Raw genomic sequence first — 15,376 nt, 5'->3', positions numbered from 1 at the left:
CCCCGGTGACCCGCGCGGTGTTCACCCTTCCGTCATGGACACAGCGAGCAGGGAGGCGTCGTACGACGCCGTACGCACCGCCACGAGAGCACTGGCCACCGAGGCCGTCCACGCCGGCCGCGACGACCTCGCCCGGCAGGGACTGCACGCCCCGCCGATCGACCTGTCCACCACCTATCCCTCGTACGACAGCCGTGGTGAGGCCGCCCGCATCGACGCCTTCGCGACCACGGGCGCCGAGCCGGACGGCCCGCCCGTCTACGGGCGGCTCGGCAACCCGACCGTCGCCCGCTTCGAGACCGCCCTGGCCCGTCTGGAGGGCACCGAGGCCGCGGTGGCGTTCGCCAGCGGGATGGCCGCGCTGAGCGCCGTCCTTCTCGTACGGTCGTCCCTGGGCCTGCGCCACGTCGTGGCCGTACGCCCGCTGTACGGCTGCAGCGACCACCTGCTCACCGCGGGGCTGCTCGGCTCCGAGGTGACGTGGACCGACCCGGCGGGGATCGCGGACGCGCTGCGGCCGGACACCGGCCTGGTGATGGTGGAGTCCCCGGCCAATCCCACCCTCGCCGAGGTGGACCTGAGGGCCGTCGCGCACGCCTGCGGCTCCGTGCCGCTGCTCGCGGACAACACCTTCGCCACGCCCGTGCTCCAGCGACCCGCCGAGCACGGCGCCAGGCTGGTGCTGCACAGCGCGACGAAGTACCTCGGCGGGCACGGGGACGTCATGGCCGGGGTCGTGGGCTGCGACGAGGAGTTCGCCGGGCGACTGCGCCAGGTCCGGTTCGCCACGGGCGGTGTGCTGCATCCGCTGGCCGGCTATCTGCTGCTGCGCGGCCTCGCGACCCTGCCGGTGCGGGTACGGGCCGCGTCCGCGAACGCCGGCGAACTCGCCCGGCGCCTCGCGGCCGACCCGCGCGTCGGCCGCGTCCACTATCCGCGCATCGGCGGCGCGATGATCGCCTTCGAGGTGCAGGGCGACCCGCACGAGGTCATCGGCGGCGTCCGCCTGATCACTCCGGCCGTGAGCCTCGGCAGCGTCGACACCCTCATCCAGCACCCGGCGTCCATCAGCCACCGCATCGTGGCCGCCGAGGACCGGCGTGGCGCCGGCGTGAGCGACCGCCTGCTGCGGCTGTCGGTGGGCCTCGAGGACGTCGAGGACCTGTGGGAGGACCTGGACCGGGCGCTGGGTGAACGGTTCGGCACCGTCGGTCGAACCGTTCACCCGGCCGGAGAGGTCCGCGGCGCCTAGTCCCGGACGGTCTCCTCGCTGAACTCCCGCTCCTGCTCCTGCTCGTACGCCGGCCCAGCCACGAACGAAGCCGTGTCCAGGCGGGCCGTGATCACCAGGGTGCCCTCCTCGATCTGGTAGTCGAGGGGGAGCCCCAGGCTCCGCATCGCGGCGACCATGCCGGTGTTGGACGCCTGCGTCACCGCGTACACGCTCGCGCAGCCGGCCTCGACGGCCATCGCCACCAGCCGGCCGAGGAGTTCGCCGCCGATGCCGCGCCGCTGCCAGGCGTCCTCGATGAGCAGCGCGACCTCTGTCTCGTCCCCGTCCCACAGCAGATGACCGAGGCCGACGACGCGCCCGGAGGCGGTGTGCACGGCGAGCGTCCGGCCGAAGCGGGGGCTGAGCAGGTGGTTGAGGTAGCGGTCGGCGTCACCGACCGGGCCGTGGTACCGCATGCCGAGGGTCCGCTGCGAGCACCGCTCGTGCATCGCCCTCGCGCCCTCCAGGTCGCCCGTGTCGGCCCGGCGCACGGTGATGTCGCTGCCCTCGGGGAGCGTCAGCACGTCGTGGCTGCGCGGCACCCGGGGGCCGAGCCGCGCGTCCAGCTCCACCAGGGCGCGCACGCGCGCGAACTCGGTCGGCGTGAACGGCAGGTACGGCCGCTCCACGGTGATCACTCCGCCTTCCGGCGCCCGGAGCCGCATCACGGTGTCCTCCAGGACACCCTCCGCGGGCACCGCCTCCGGTCCTTCGCCGCCACCGGCCACCGGCTTCGCGGGCAGCGAGCGGATGGTGCACCGGCCCAGCAACTGCCGCAGCGCGAGCGGCAGTTCCGCCGCGTCCAGGGCGGTACGGGCGGCGAGGCCGAGGACCCGGGTCGGGGCGTCCACCAGGTCGTGGGCGTCCGCCCGCTCGATCCAGGTGTCGCTGCCGCCGGCCAGCGCGACCGCGCGGGTGATCTCGCCGCCCGCGACGTCGCCGGGGGCGCGCAGCAGGAACTCGTCCACGGTGCCGTCGGCCAGCGGGTGCGTCTGCAGGCTGAGGATGTCGACCCGCTGCCCGGCGAGGGCCGTGCACAGGGCGGCCAGCGAGCCCGGGGCGTCCTTCACCGTGGTCCGCATCCGCCACAGCGTGCTCTCCCCGGCCACCGGGTCCGATGTCTCCGACGCCTGGTCGGACGGCCCGGCCTGCTGCTCCGTGGGCAGCGGCCGGGCACCGATATCGCCCGTCGGGGGTGCGTGACCGTGGCGGCGTGCCCACCATGTGTGGAACCCCGCCGTGGCGATCAGGACGATCGCCGAGACCGTCAGCAGCGCGGGGCCGTCGGGCCCGTGCCCGACCAGGTTCGCCACGGCGTCCGCCACCGCCACGGCCGTGAACAGGGCAGCGAGTTCGATCACGTCGCGCCGCCAGTGGTGGACGGGGCGACCGTTCTTGGTGCGTGTCACGTCGGACACTTTTCGAATCATGCAGCCACTGTGGAGGAACGGTGTTGCGTGATCACGAACGCTTTGTGACTGATCGGTAAAAGATAGTTCCGTACCTTTTGTTTTTCTTTATACGATTCTGACGTGGTCGTTGCCGGCTGAAGATGGCCGTTACTGGCCGACCCGGCCCGGCTGGAGCACCTGTGTGAACAACACGGTGCCGTCCTGTTCCCGCAGCCGTACCGTCATCTCTCCGCTGTCCCCGTCGATGTCGACCTCGCCGAAGAACTGGTACCCGCCCGCCGGAGAGACGTTGGCCGTGGTGGGCGCCTTGACGAAGACGCGGTCCGGGCCGAAGGTGCCGTCCAGCGTGTTCGCCGGGAAGGCGCCCGCGTTGAGCGGTCCGGAGACGAACTCCCAGAACGGCGCGAAGTCCTTGAACGCGGCCCGCGACGGGTCGTAGTGCTGGGCCGAGGTGTAGTGGACGTCGGCCGTGAGCCAGACCGTGCCGGTGATCCGCCGGTGCTTGACGAACCGCAGCAGCTCGGCGATCTGCAGTTCCCGGCCGAGCGGCGCGCCGGGGTCGCCCTGCGCGACCGCCTCGAAGTTCGGCTTCCCGTCCGTGCCGTCCGGCACGACCAGGCCGAGCGGCATGTCGGAGGCGATCACCTTCCACACGGCCCGGGAGCGGGCCAGCTCGCGCTTGAGCCACTCCAGCTGCTCGCGGCCGAGGATGCCCTGCGGGTCGGTGGTCTGCTCGTCCGGCGAGTTCGCGTCGCGGTACGTGCGCATGTCCAGGACGAAGACGTCCAGGAGCGGGCCGTGATTCTGCACCCGGTGGACCCGGCCGTCCGGGCGGCGCAGTGTCGAGATCGGGAAGTACTCCGAGAACGCCTGCCGGGCGCGGGCGGCGAGCACGTCGACGTTCTTCTCTTTGTACCGGGGGTCGGCGAGGATCTCCCCCGGGAACCAGTTGTTGGTGACCTCGTGGTCGTCCCACTGGATGACGGAGGGGACCCGGGCGTTGAACCGCCTGAGGTTCTCGTCGAGCAGGTTGTAGCGGAAGTTGCCGCGGAACTCCGCCAGTGTCTCGGCGACCTTCGACTTCTCCTCGGTGGTGATGTTCCGCCAGGTCCGCCCGTCCGGCAGGGCCACGGTCTCGGTGAGCGGGCCGTCGGCGTAGATGTTGTCGCCGCTGCAGAGGAAGAAGTCCGGGTCGAGGGCGCCCATGGCCTCGTAGATCCGGTAGCCGCCGAGCTCCGGGTTGATGCCCCAGCCCTGTCCGGCCAGATCGCCGGACCAGACGAACCGCACGCCGTCGCGTCGCCTGTCGGACGCCGTACGGAAGGTACCGGTCACCGGCTCGCCGGTGCGGCGCGGGTCGTCCGGGTCGGCGAGCAGCACCCGGTAGTGGATCTGTTCGCCCGCCGGCAGCCCGCGCAGCCGGGTCGTCCCCGCGAAGTCGGTGCCCGCGCCGAGCAGCGGCCCGTGCCATCTGCGCGCGTTGCGGAACGACTCGGTGGCGGACGTCTCCACGACCATCCGCGCCGGACGGTCCGAGCGAACCCACACGAGCCCCGAGTCGCTGGTGACGTCTCCCGTCTGCACGCCCCAGCCCGCCCCCGGGCGCCCGGACAACGCGAAGGCGGGCGCCGCGCCGGCGGCGGCGGGCAGGGTCAGGGCCGCCGAGGCGGCGAGCGAGCCGCGCAGGACGCTGCGGCGGCCCGGGAACGGACGGTGTGTCATGGTTGCGCCTCCGGGGACGGGTTCCGGCCAGTGTGCAGTGACACAACTACTGGTACGGCGCAGCCCACACGGAAACCGCGAGTGAACACGTGGACAACTGACCGCCGGACGGGGACCGGCGCCGCCGGCAACCGGCAGGACGCGGACGCGGAGCAAGGGGCCCCGCTTCGCGGAGAGTCGCACCCCGTCCGTGCCTGCCCGGCCTCGGTGGGTGGAAGCCGGGCGGTTCGCGCGGTGCGGCCGGGCGGCGGTCCGTCTCCCGGCGTAAGGGAATGAAACCGAGCGCCTCAGCGGCTGCCGTCGAGGATGACGCGAGCGACCAGGGCCGGGTCGTCGTTCATCGGGCAGTGGCCGCAGCCGGGCAGCCGCACCAGCCGTGCCCGAGGGATGATCTGCTTGGCGCGTACGCCCTGGCGCCGGATGAGGAGGCGGTCCTTCGTGCCCCAGGCGAGGGTGACGGGGACGCCGGGCACGTCGTCGGTGAACTGGACGGCGGCGCCGGCCCGGAGGGTCTCGGCGAACCCCGTCGCCCGCGCCAGCGCGAGCGTCTCGGCGACGACGGCCTCCGGGGAGCGGCGGGTCGGGCGGGCGTAGATGGTGCTCGTCAGGGCCGCGCGACCGGCGGCCGTGCGCGCCAGCCGCTCGACCATCGGGAGCGGCATCCGCTCGGCGATCCGCCGCATCGCGAGGAGCACGCCGAAGGCGTAGCGCCGCTCGGCCTGCGACCAGAACCCGGCCGGGGAAAGGGCGGTGACCGACCGCACGAGCCGGTCGCGGCCGAGCTCCAGGGCGAGCAGACCGCCGAGCGAATTGCCCGCCACGTGCGGCCGGTCGAGCTCCAGCGCCTCACAGAAGGCGCCGAACACCGAGGTGGTCGTGGGCAGGTCGTACGAGAGGCCCTCGGGCAGGCCGGGTGAGACCCCGAACCCGGGCAGGTCCACGGCGATCACGTCGCGCTCGGTCGCGAGGATGTCCACCACCGGGTCCCAGGCCTGTCGGTGGTGCCCGATGCCGTGCAGCAGGAGCAGCGGTTCGCCACGGCCCGCGCGCGTGTAGGACACGGTGACGGGCTGGGGGCCATGGGGCGAGGGCACTTTGAAGGAGACGGTGGTGGACATGGGTCTGCTCCTCGACGGTGGGGCTCGTTGGTGGAACGCGGGGTAGACAGCTTGTCAGCAATTGCTACCGGCGGGTAGCCCCTTGGGGTCCCTGGGCGGCGCGCCACCGCGGCCGCCTGGACACGACCGCGGGCGTCCGCTGGGATGGAGCCGTGACCGCCGACACCGTGACCGACGTCTTCGAAGAGCACCGCCCCGTCCTTCTGGGCGTCGCCTACCGCATGCTCGGGCGGGTGGCCGACGCGGAGGACGTGGTGCAGGAGGCATGGCTGCGCTGGTCGGGCGCCGACCGCACCGAGGTGCGCGAACCGCGCGCCTACCTGGTGCGCGTCACCACCCGCCTCGCCATCGACCGGCTGCGCCAGGTCAAGGCGCGCGGTGAGACGTACGTCGGCCCGTGGCTGCCGGAGCCGTACGTCACCGACTTCGGGGACACCGTGCCCGACACCGCGGAGCGGGCGGTGCTCGCCGACTCCGTCTCCCTGGCCGTCCTCGTCGTCCTGGAGTCGCTGTCGCCGCTGGAGCGCGCGGTGTTCGTCCTGCGGGAGGCCTTCGGGTACCCGTACGCCGACATCGCCGCCATGCTGGAGCGCGGCGAACCTGCCGTGCGGCAGCTCGCCGGGCGGGCCCGCAGACACGTCGAGGAGCGCCGGCCGCGCTACGAGGTCGATCCCGTCCAGCGCCGCGACCTCACCGAGCGGTTCCTCGCCGCCGCCGGTGAGGGCGACCTGGAGGGGCTGATGTCGCTGCTCGCCCCGGACGTCCGCCTCGTGGGCGACAGCGGCGGCAAGTCGAAGGCCCCGCTGCGGGTCCTGGAGACGGCCGACAAGGTGGGCCGCTTCCTCCTCGGCGCCGCCCAGAAGGGCGTCCCCGACGTGTCCTTCCGCCTCCTGGAGCTCAACGCGGGCCCCGCGATCCTGGTCGGGTCGGGGGGCAAGCCCGATTCCGTCTTCCAGCTGGACGTCCTGGACGGACGCATCCAGTCCGTCTACATCATCCGCAACCCCGACAAACTGCGATCGCTGGCGGCACTCTGACACTCGGCACCCGGCCCGCCGTACGAACGCCTTGTGAACGCTGTGCGGCGACGCCGTCATCCGTTGGGCCGGGGATCGAGGATTGGTCTTGACCAAGGGTGGGGGCCGTCTTATGGTCGCAGAGAAGTGCAACAACCTTTAATAAACAAGGGCGCTGAAACGCCGCCGGATCACGGCGATTGCGGAGGACAGGGTGGGGACCACGCAGTTGGAAACGGTGCCGGAACCGAAGTATTGGCATCTCAAGACCGTACTCAGTGAGGCACTGGACACCGAGTTCACGGTGGGCGAGATCCTGCCCAACGAGCGCGACCTCGCAGCCCGCTTCGGCGTGGCCCGCGCCACGCTCCGTCAGGCTCTGGAACAGCTGGAACTGGAAGGCCGCCTCCAGCGCCGTCGCGGAGTCGGTACGACGGTCGCCCCGCCGCGCGTGGGCGTGGCCGTCGGCACCGAACAGCACGCCTGGCCGGGCGCGGCCGGCGACGACTGGCAGCCCGTCGACTCCACCCCCGAGGTGCCGCCCGCGGCCGTCGCCGCCGCGCTGGAGACCGCGGCCGACCAGACCGTCCACGTGGTGCGCCGCTCCCGTACGACCCACGGCCAGCCCGTGGCCGCCGAACTGCTCTACGTCGCGGAATCGGCGGTGCCCGACCTCTCCGCCATAGACGCGCCCGCCGGAGCGGCACGCGCGCGTGCCGTGCTGCGCGAGCTGCAGCGACTGGAGCTGGACGGCCAGGAGAGCGCCGTCGAGCTGGGCTCCGCCCGCGCGGACGACGCCCGGCAGCTGGACCGGCTCCCCGGGGCGCCCGTCCTGGTGGTCACCACCCGTTACATCGCCAAGGGCCGCACGGCCGCGGTCTCCGTCGCCACGTACCGCGCGGACACCTGCCGGCTGACCTTCGGGGACTCCGGCGGCGTGGAGATCCACCAGGGCCCGGAGCGCCGGGCGTCCTGACCCCGTAGTGCCCCGTGTTGCCCCGCGTCGAGCGCCCCGGAACCGTTTCCGGGGCGCTGTTCCATGACGGCGGCCCTCAGCGGCGCGCCGTCACCGTGCCCTCCACCGCGAACAACTGCTCCTCCACGTGGTCGAGCGCCAGCCGCAGTGCGCCCGTCGCCACGGCGGCCTCGCCCAGGAGGGACAGGGCCACCTTCGGGGGCCGCAGACAGTAGCGCGCCAACTCGCGTCGCAGGGGTTCCAGTACGCCGTCCAGACCGGCGGCCCAGCCGCCGACGACGACCAGTTCCGGATCGAGGGCCAGCACGAGCGCCGCCACGTCGTGGACGAGCCGCTGGATGAAGCGGTCGACCGCCGCGCGGGCCCGCTGGTCGCCCTCGCGGGCCTGCGCGAAGACCTTGGCGACGGCCTGCTCGTCCAGGGGGTGCAGAGGCTTGTCCGTGGTGGACAGCAGCGTCTCCGGGGTGACCTCGCGGCCCAGCAGGTGCAGGGCACCGATCTCGCCGGCCGCTCCGCCGTAACCCCGGTGCAGCTGCCCGCCGATCAGGGCGCCGGCACCCGGGCTCAGCCCGGCCAGCACGAACACGACGTCGTCGGACTCGATGGCGGAGCCCTTCCAGTGCTCGGCGACCGCCGCGGCGTTGGCGTCGTTCTCGACCAGGACCGGGCACTTGAAGGAACGGCTCAGCCGCTCGCCCAGGCGCAGCCCCGTCCACTCGGGCAGCGCGGTCCCCAGCCGAACCGTTCCGTCCGCCTCGACGATCCCCGGCGTTGCGACCCCCACGGCCCGCAGGGAGCCTCGCGCGATCCCGGCCCGGCGCAGCAGCTCGGCCACCGCGGTACGCACGCGCTCCAGGCGCTCGTCCGCCGAGGCCGTCTCGTCGACGTCCTTGGCCTGCGCCCCGATGATCCGGCCGTCCAGGTCGGAGAGGAGCACGGCGATGCGGTGCGCTCCGATCTCCAGGCCCAGCAGATGACCGGCCTCGGCGCGGAACCGGAACCGGCGCGCCGGCCGCCCCTGCCGTCGTACGACGCTCTCGTCGGCCGCCTTCTCGACGACGTAACCCGCCTCGATGAGCCCTTCGACGACACCCTCGACGGTCGGCCGCGACAGTCCGGTCACCCGGGTGATCTCGGTCAGCGTCGCGCAGTCGGTGGCGCGCAGCGCGTGCAGCACCACCGCGGAATTGATCCTTCGCAGCAGCGAGGGATCCCCGCCGGTCAGCCGCCCCAACGTCCGTCCTCCCAGCTCGTGCGCGTGTTGGCCGGATCGTACTCGGCGCGGCGCACCCCGGCGAGTGCCGGGCCGCGCGAGCCGCCCGCCCGGCCCCACCGACGGGTTCCGGTCAGCCGGGCGCTGGCACCTCCGGCGGGTTGTGGTCGGTCGGGGCTGCGGCCTTCCGACGGGGTCAGGTCGGTCGACAACTCGGCCCACCGACGGGTTGATCCCGGTCGTCCGCCTCGTCCACTGAGGGGTTCCGGTCGGCCGGGCGTTGTGGCCTCCGGCGGGTCGTGGTCGGTCGGGGCTGGGGCTTCCCGACGGGTTCAGGTAGCTCGGCCGGGTTGCGGTCGGCCGGGCGTTGGGGCCTCCGTCGGGTTGTGGTCGGTCGGCAGCTCGGGCACACCGGCGGGTTGGTCCCGGTCGTCCGCCTCGTCCACCGGCGGGTTCCGGTCAGCCGGGTGCCACGAACCCCGACTCGTACGCCGCGATCACGGCCTGCGTACGATCCCGCGCGCCCAGCTTCGCCAGTACGGCGCTCACGTGCGACTTCACCGTCTCCGTCCCCACGACCAGCCGGGCGGCGATCTCCGCGTTCGACAGCCCCCGGGCCATCAGCCGCAGCACCTCGGCCTCCCGCTCGGTCAGCTGGGCGCGCTCCATCGCCGCTCGGGCCGCGCGGTTGCCGCCGTCGTCGCCGTACTCGGCGGCGAGCTGCCGCACCGAGGCCGGGAACAGCAGTGACTCGCCCTCGGCGACCAGCCGCACCGCGTGCACGATCTCGGCGGGCCGCGCCCGCTTCAGCAGGAACCCGTCGGCACCGGCGCGCAGCGCCTCGTACACGTACTCGTCGTTCTCGAACGTCGTCACCACGAGGATCTTCGGCGGCTCGGCGACCGTCCGCAGCACCGCGCGCGTGGCCTCGATGCCGTCCAGGAGGGGCATCCGTACGTCCATGGCGACCACGTCGGGCCGCAGCTGCCGCACCAGCGGGATCACCGCCGCCCCGTCGGCCGCCTCCCCGACGACCTCGATGTCGGGCTGTGCCTCCAGCACCGCCCGCAGACCGGCACGCACGAGGGGTTCGTCGTCGACGAGGAGAACGGTGACCGGCATCCGGCCAGCGTAGATCAGCTCAACGGCAGTTCGACGTGCACCTGCCAGTCACCCAGGTCCGGCCCGGTGTGCGCACGGCCGCCGAGCAGGGCCGCGCGCTCGCGTATGCCGCGCAGACCGCTGCCCCGCCCGGGGCCGGGTATGTCGGCGGTGAGCGGATTGCGGACCTCCAGGCCGAGACTGCTGTCGCCGACCTCGATGCGGACCCGGACGGGGACGGCTCCCGCGTGCCGCAACACGTTGGTCAGCGACTCCTGGAGGATGCGGTAGCCCTCGCGGGAGACCGGTCCCGGCACGGTGTCCAGGGGCCCGGTCACGTCGACGTCGACCTTCGCCCCGGAGGCGCGGGCCGACTCCAGCAGACGGTCGGCGTCGGTGAGCGTCGGACGGCTGCTGACAGGACGCTCCGACTCCCGCAGGACGCCGAGCACCCGCTCCAGATCCTCCAGGGCCGCCCGGCCGGTCTCCTCGATCGCGACCAGGGCCCGATCCGTGAACGCGGGATCGCCGGCCGTGCGCGCGGCACCCGCCTGCACCACGGCCACGGTCAGCGCGTGGCCGATGGAGTCGTGCAGTTCGCGGGCGATGCGGGTGCGCTCCAGGAGTTGTTCGGTGCGCTCCTCCATGGCGGCGAGCCGCTCGGCGGGGGAGGGACCGAGGAGGCGGTGGGCGAGTGCGGTGATGAGGTGGCCGGAGGCGACCACGGTCACCGCCAGCGCGACCAGCACCAGGGGCACGAGCAGGACGTGCCACCACTGGTGGCCGTCGAGGAGTAACAGCAGACCCTCCTCGACGTCACGCCCGAACGCCGACGACACCAAGTCCGCCGTCGTGAGAAGCAGTTGCATCGTGAGCATCGAGGTCGCGCAGCCGAGCAGCAGCCGCAACTCCAGCCAGACGACGAGCCGTCCCCGGTCGCCCCAGGTCGCGGACGGCGCGACGACGATGTCGGCGCTCTCACTGTCGTGCCGGTGACCGGTCAGCAGCAGCCTGGCCTGCAGTCCCTCCACGGTGCGCATCGCGGGCACCAGCCCGGCCGGGGCGAGCACCGCGGCCGCCACCACCCAGGTCCACCACGCTTCCTCGATGAACAGCCACATGCTCGGCCACACGACGGCGATGAACAGATGCAGCAGTCGTGTGTAGGTCACCGCCCGACCGAACGGGCGCAGCATGCGGGCCATTTCGTCATCGTGCCAGCCGCCACTGACAACGGACCTCCCCCGCACGGGGGAGACGATCTCCACGCGCGGGGGAGGCGCCGACCGCCCTCGCGCGGCCAGGCTGCTGCCATGACCAGCATCGACGTCCAGGACCTCACCAAAAAGTACGGCACCCGGCGCGCCGTGGACCACCTCACCTTCCGTGTCCTCCCCGGTCGAGTCACCGGCTTCCTCGGCCCCAACGGCGCCGGAAAGTCCACCACCATGCGGCTGGTGCTCGGCCTCGACCGGCCGACCTCCGGCTCCGCCACGATCGGCGGCCGTGCCTACGCCACCCTCCGTGAACCCCTGCACCACGTGGGCGCCCTGCTCGACGCGCAGGCCGCGCACGGCTCCCGTACCGGTCGCGACCATCTGCGCACCCTGGCGGCCGGCAACAGCATCCCGGACCGCCGGGTCGACGACGTGCTGGAGGAGACCGGGCTCTCCTCGGTGGCCCGCCGCCGGGTGAAGACGTACTCGCTGGGCATGCGCCAGCGGCTGGGCATCGCGGCCGCCCTGCTCGGCGACCCCGAGGTGGTCATGCTCGACGAGCCGTCGAACGGTCTCGACCCCGAAGGCATCATCTGGATCCGCGAGTTGCTGCGGCGGCTCGCGGCCGAGGGACGCACGGTCCTGGTCTCCAGCCATCTGATGAACGAGACGGCGTCCTTCGCCGACCACCTCGTGGTCCTCGGCCGGGGCCGTCTGCTCGCCGACACCCCGATGCGGGAGTTCATCCATGCTCGCGTGCGGCCCCGCGTACGCATCCGCACGTCGGACCCCAGCGCGCTCAAAAGCGTCCTCGCACAGCACGGCCATGACGCCGAACAGCACGACGACGGGCACTGGACCGTGCACCACGCGCGCGTGGACGACATCGGGCGCCTGGCGTCCGCCGCGGGCGTGCCGGTCCTCGAGCTCGCGGCGGAGGAGGCCACGTTGGAACAGGCCTACCTCGATCTCACGGCCTTGGAAACCGAGTTCGCCGCCCCACCGTCCGCGACGCAGCCGCAGGAGGCCTGACATGTCGTTCGCACCCGTCCTCCGCGCCGAGTGGCTGAAGATCCGCACACTTCGTTCGCTGTGGGGAGCGCTGCTGGCGGTGTTCGCCGCGACCACCGCGTTCTCCGCCGTCGCCGGGGTGTCCGAGACGTCCGACCCCGAGTTCGACCCGCTGTTCATGGCGCTGTCCGGGGCGGCACCCGGCCAGATCGCGGCCATCTCCTTCGGCGCCCTGGCCGTGTCGTCCGAGCTCCACAGCGGCGGGTTCAGGCCGGCCCTCGCCGCGGTGCCGCAGCGCGGACGGTGGTTCGCGGCCAAGGTGACAGCGGTCGCCGTACCCGCCCTGCTCGTGGGACTGATCACCGCCTTCGCCGCCCTCGTCGTGGCGCGGGCCGGCCTCGGCGACGCGGCGAGCGGGCTCAGCGCCGGCGAGCAGGTGCGGGGGGTCGTGGGCTGCGGGATCTACCTGATGCTGATGGCCTCGCTCGCGGCCGGACTCGCGGCCCTGCTGCGCAGCGGGGTGGCCACGCTGTCCCTGCTGATCCCGCTCGTCCTCGTCGTGTCGTTCGTCGTCGGGGACGCCGCCGGCACGGTCGCCGACTTCCTGCCGGACAGGGCCGGCCAGGTGGTGCTCCACCAGACGTACGACGGCACGTTGGGACCCTGGTCAGGGCTTGCCGTGACCGCGCTGTGGACCGCGGCGGCGCTGGCGGCGGGGGCGTGGAGCGTACGTCGGCGGGACGCCTGAGGCCGGGGCCTTCTGACGCCACGCCAATTGTCAGTGGCGGCCGGTTTACTGGATCTCATGGACAGTGCGAAGTACGTCGCGAAGCTCGACTCGCTGTGCACCGAGGACCTTTCCGAGGCGCGCGGCGGGTCGGACCTCTTCATGGCGGGGCCCGGGTACCGCGTCGTGTCGTTAGCGGTGAGCCACGGGCTGCGAACGAGCGATGCTTCGCTGCGGGTGGAGACGGCGGAGGACGTCCAGGCTTTCAAGGACCGCCTCGCACAGGAGATGCACCATCGCTGGGGCGAGCAGCGGCCCACCTGGGGGATGGTGACGCTCAGGGTGCGCGCCGAGCGTGGAGAGGAGATACCGGAGCCGTGGGCCACCATGAGCATCCTGGTGGAGGAGCTGGACCTGTGGCAGCCGGTGGGCACGGAACGCTGGATCGCCCTGGGCGTGGCGGACAAGGACGACGCCGACGAGGTCCATGTCCTCGCCGTCGCCTCGGACACGGACCCGCCCTGACCGGCTAGCTGCTCTCCGCCGCGGCCCGCAACCGCGCGAACTCCTCCGCCATCGTCGCCGCCGTCCAGTGCGCGTTCAGCCCGCTCGGATTCGGCAGCACCCACACGCGCGTGTCCCCGATCATCCGCTCCTGTGGTCCCACCCCGGCCCTGCGGTCGTCGAAGGCGGCCCGGTAGGCGGTGACGCCGACCACGGCCAGCCAACGCGGGCGCAGCCGCGCCACCTTGTGCGCCAGAAGCCGACCGCCCTCCTGGTACTCCTCCGTGCTCAGCTCGTCGGCCCGCGCGCTCGCCCGGGCCACGACGTTCGTGATGCCGAGCCCGTACGACAGCAACTCCTGCTGCTCGGACGGCTTCAGCAGTCTCGGCGTGAACCCGGACAGATGCAGCACCGGCCAGAACCGGTTGCCGGGGCGGGCGAAGTGGTGGCCCGTCGCGGCCGTCATCAGACCGGGGTTGATACCGCAGAACAGCACGCGCAGACCGTCCGCGACGACGTCCGGTACCAGACGGTCGCGGGAGGCCTCCAACTCCTCGGGAGTGAAGCGCGTCAGAGGATCGCTCCGGGGGTGTAGCCCGCGGCCTCCGGGCGCTGCTTCACGATCTCCTCGATGCGGCCGACGACCGTGGCGACCTGGTCGGCGGCGGCGCCCGTGAAGGACAGCTTGTCCGCCATCAGCGCGTCCAGCTGGGCACGGTCGAGCGGGATGCGCTCGTCGGTGGCCAGCTTGTCGAGGAGTTCGTTGCGCTCGGCGCCCCGCTCGCGCATCGCCAGCGCGGAGGCCACCGCGTTCTCCTTGATCGCCTCGTGCGCGAGCTCCCGGCCGACGCCCGCGCGCACCGCGCCCATCAGGACCTTGGTGGTGGCGAGGAACGGCAGGTAGCGGTCCAGCTCACGCGCGACGACCGCCGGGAAGGCGCCGAACTCGTCGAGCACCGTCAGGAACGTCTCCAGGAGGCCGTCGAGGGCGAAGAACGCGTCCGGCAGCGCGACCCGGCGCACCACCGAGCAGGACACGTCGCCCTCGTTCCACTGGTCGCCCGCCAGCTCGCCGGTCATCGACGCGTAGCCGCGCAGGATGACCATCAGGCCGTTGACGCGCTCGCAGGAACGGGTGTTCATCTTGTGCGGCATCGCGGACGAGCCGACCTGGCCCGGCTTGAAGCCCTCGGTGACCAGCTCGTGCCCGGCCATCAGACGGATCGTCTTGGCCAGCGACGAGGGCGCCGCCGCCAGCTGCACCAGCGAGGTCACGACCTCGTAGTCCAGCGAGCGCGGGTAGACCTGGCCCACCGAGGTGAACGCCTGGGAGAAGCCCAGGTGCCCGGCGATCCGTTGCTCCAGCTCCGCGAGCTTGCCCGCGTCCCCGCCCAGCAGGTCCAGCATGTCCTGTGCCGTACCGACCGGGCCCTTGATGCCGCGCAGCGGGTAGCGGCCGAGGAGTTCCTCGACCCGGCCGTACGCCACGAGCAGCTCGTCGGCCGCGGTCGCGAACCGCTTGCCGAGGGTGGTCGCCTGCGCCGCCACGTTGTGCGAGCGGCCGGCCATGACCAGCTCGCCGTACTCGCCCGCCAGCTTCCCGAGCCGCGCCAGCACGGCCACCGCACGGTCGCGCACCAGCTCCAGCGACAGCCGGATCTGCAGCTGCTCCACGTTCTCGGTCAGGTCGCGCGATGTCATGCCCTTGTGCACCTGCTCGTGCCCGGCGAGGTCGTTGAACTCCTCGATCCGCGCCTTCACGTCGTGCCGCGTGACCTTCTCGCGCTCGGCGATCGAGGCCAGGTCGACCTGGTCCAGGACACGCTCGTAATCGGCGATCGCTGCGTCCGGCACCTCGATCCCGAGGTCCTTCTGGGCCCGCAGCACGGCGAGCCAGAGCTGACGCTCCAGCCTCACCTTCTGCTCGGGCGACCAGAGCGTGGCGAGCTCGGTCGAGGCGTAACGTCCGGCGAGGACGTTCGGGATGCGGGGCTTGGCGGCAGCGGAAGTCACGTGTACGGAGCATACCGGCTGTATCTGGCCCCTCCGACCCGTCTCTGTGGTCTCAGAAATCCAAGGTCAGTCG

Annotated in this window: 14 protein-coding genes; 6 read left to right on the top strand and 8 right to left on the bottom strand. The window is 72.6% G+C overall.

Annotated features, from left to right (window positions below; all coding sequences use genetic code 11):
• Positions 1 to 34 precede the first annotated feature (34 nt).
• Entirely contained in the window at positions 35 to 1,252 is a 1,218-nt protein-coding gene (locus ACFWWR_RS37195; RefSeq protein WP_383867127.1) for a trans-sulfuration enzyme family protein, read from the top strand.
• Here the strand turns inward: ACFWWR_RS37195 and ACFWWR_RS37190 are convergent.
• The 3 genes from ACFWWR_RS37190 to ACFWWR_RS37180 all read right to left on the bottom strand — a co-directional run bounded on the left by ACFWWR_RS37190 (position 1,249) and on the right by ACFWWR_RS37180 (position 5,525).
• Positions 1,249 to 2,703, bottom strand: a complete 1,455-nt coding sequence (locus ACFWWR_RS37190; protein ID WP_384308043.1) for a GNAT family N-acetyltransferase — start codon at positions 2,701 to 2,703, stop codon at positions 1,249 to 1,251. The genes ACFWWR_RS37195 and ACFWWR_RS37190 overlap by 4 nt on opposite strands.
• A 129-nt stretch (positions 2,704 to 2,832) precedes the next feature.
• Complete coding sequence (locus ACFWWR_RS37185) at positions 2,833 to 4,407, bottom strand: alkaline phosphatase D family protein (protein ID WP_383867123.1); 1,575 nt, start codon at positions 4,405 to 4,407, stop codon at positions 2,833 to 2,835.
• Positions 4,408 to 4,694: 287 nt separating this feature from the next.
• Positions 4,695 to 5,525, bottom strand: a complete 831-nt coding sequence (locus ACFWWR_RS37180; RefSeq protein WP_383867121.1) for an alpha/beta fold hydrolase — start codon at positions 5,523 to 5,525, stop codon at positions 4,695 to 4,697.
• Positions 5,526 to 5,677: 152 nt separating this feature from the next.
• On the opposite strand from ACFWWR_RS37180, the gene ACFWWR_RS37175 reads away from it, so the two are divergent.
• On the top strand, positions 5,678 to 6,562 hold the full coding sequence (locus ACFWWR_RS37175; protein WP_383867119.1) for an RNA polymerase sigma-70 factor: 885 nt from the start codon (positions 5,678 to 5,680) through the stop codon (positions 6,560 to 6,562).
• A 193-nt stretch (positions 6,563 to 6,755) separates the two neighbouring features.
• The gene (locus ACFWWR_RS37170) at positions 6,756 to 7,517 is read left to right on the top strand and encodes a GntR family transcriptional regulator (protein ID WP_383867118.1); all 762 of its coding nucleotides are present in this window, start codon (positions 6,756 to 6,758) and stop codon (positions 7,515 to 7,517) included.
• 76 nt (positions 7,518 to 7,593) lie between these two features.
• Here the strand turns inward: ACFWWR_RS37170 and ACFWWR_RS37165 are convergent, their stop codons facing one another.
• The 3 genes from ACFWWR_RS37165 to ACFWWR_RS37155 all read right to left on the bottom strand — a co-directional run bounded on the left by ACFWWR_RS37165 (position 7,594) and on the right by ACFWWR_RS37155 (position 11,036).
• On the bottom strand, positions 7,594 to 8,751 hold the full coding sequence (locus tag ACFWWR_RS37165) for an ROK family protein (protein WP_383867116.1): 1,158 nt from the start codon (positions 8,749 to 8,751) through the stop codon (positions 7,594 to 7,596).
• Positions 8,752 to 9,189: 438 nt separating this feature from the next.
• Positions 9,190 to 9,852, bottom strand: coding sequence for a response regulator (locus tag ACFWWR_RS37160; protein WP_383867114.1), 663 nt, complete (start codon positions 9,850 to 9,852; stop codon positions 9,190 to 9,192).
• Between the two features lie 14 nt (positions 9,853 to 9,866).
• Positions 9,867 to 11,036 (bottom strand): sensor histidine kinase, encoded by a 1,170-nt coding sequence (locus ACFWWR_RS37155; RefSeq protein ID WP_384308040.1) that lies wholly within the window; start codon positions 11,034 to 11,036, stop codon positions 9,867 to 9,869.
• Positions 11,037 to 11,144: 108 nt separating this feature from the next.
• Between ACFWWR_RS37155 and ACFWWR_RS37150 the strand changes: the two genes are divergently transcribed.
• Genes ACFWWR_RS37150 through ACFWWR_RS37140 form a run of 3 tightly spaced genes read left to right on the top strand, consistent with a single transcriptional unit; the run spans position 11,145 to position 13,311 of the window.
• Positions 11,145 to 12,080, top strand: coding sequence for an ABC transporter ATP-binding protein (locus ACFWWR_RS37150; protein ID WP_384308038.1), 936 nt, complete (start codon positions 11,145 to 11,147; stop codon positions 12,078 to 12,080).
• Between the two features lies 1 nt (position 12,081).
• On the top strand, positions 12,082 to 12,807 hold the full coding sequence (locus tag ACFWWR_RS37145; RefSeq protein WP_384308035.1) for an ABC transporter permease: 726 nt from the start codon (positions 12,082 to 12,084) through the stop codon (positions 12,805 to 12,807).
• A gap of 57 nt (positions 12,808 to 12,864) precedes the next feature.
• The gene (locus tag ACFWWR_RS37140; RefSeq protein WP_384308032.1) at positions 12,865 to 13,311 is read left to right on the top strand and encodes a hypothetical protein; all 447 of its coding nucleotides are present in this window, start codon (positions 12,865 to 12,867) and stop codon (positions 13,309 to 13,311) included.
• Positions 13,312 to 13,315: 4 nt separating this feature from the next.
• On the opposite strand, the gene mug is transcribed toward ACFWWR_RS37140, so the two are convergent.
• Entirely contained in the window at positions 13,316 to 13,864 is a 549-nt protein-coding gene (gene mug, locus ACFWWR_RS37135) for a G/U mismatch-specific DNA glycosylase (RefSeq protein ID WP_384308060.1), read from the bottom strand.
• Positions 13,861 to 15,303, bottom strand: coding sequence for an adenylosuccinate lyase (gene purB, locus ACFWWR_RS37130; RefSeq protein WP_383867104.1), 1,443 nt, complete (start codon positions 15,301 to 15,303; stop codon positions 13,861 to 13,863). The genes mug and purB overlap by 4 nt, the downstream gene beginning before the upstream one ends.
• Positions 15,304 to 15,376: the final 73 nt, after the last annotated feature.

This window comes from Streptomyces sp. NPDC058678 (genome assembly GCF_042714835.1).
GTDB lineage: Bacteria > Actinomycetota > Actinomycetes > Streptomycetales > Streptomycetaceae > Streptomyces.
This window is presented reverse-complemented; position numbering and strand designations above follow the sequence as displayed.

Bases quoted from the DNA above. Each gene is read 5' to 3' on its own strand.
- ACFWWR_RS37155 (WP_384308040.1), bottom strand. From the start codon at position 11,036: ATGGCCCGCATGCTGCGCCCGTTCGGTCGGGCGGTGACCTACACACGA.
- ACFWWR_RS37160 (WP_383867114.1), bottom strand. From the start codon at position 9,852: ATGCCGGTCACCGTTCTCCTCGTCGACGACGAACCCCTCGTGCGTGCC.
- ACFWWR_RS37195 (WP_383867127.1), top strand. From the start codon at position 35: ATGGACACAGCGAGCAGGGAGGCGTCGTACGACGCCGTACGCACCGCC.
- ACFWWR_RS37190 (WP_384308043.1), bottom strand. From the start codon at position 2,703: ATGATTCGAAAAGTGTCCGACGTGACACGCACCAAGAACGGTCGCCCC.
- ACFWWR_RS37180 (WP_383867121.1), bottom strand. From the start codon at position 5,525: ATGTCCACCACCGTCTCCTTCAAAGTGCCCTCGCCCCATGGCCCCCAG.
- ACFWWR_RS37145 (WP_384308035.1), top strand. From the start codon at position 12,082: ATGTCGTTCGCACCCGTCCTCCGCGCCGAGTGGCTGAAGATCCGCACA.
- ACFWWR_RS37150 (WP_384308038.1), top strand. From the start codon at position 11,145: ATGACCAGCATCGACGTCCAGGACCTCACCAAAAAGTACGGCACCCGG.
- ACFWWR_RS37185 (WP_383867123.1), bottom strand. From the start codon at position 4,407: ATGACACACCGTCCGTTCCCGGGCCGCCGCAGCGTCCTGCGCGGCTCG.
- ACFWWR_RS37140 (WP_384308032.1), top strand. From the start codon at position 12,865: ATGGACAGTGCGAAGTACGTCGCGAAGCTCGACTCGCTGTGCACCGAG.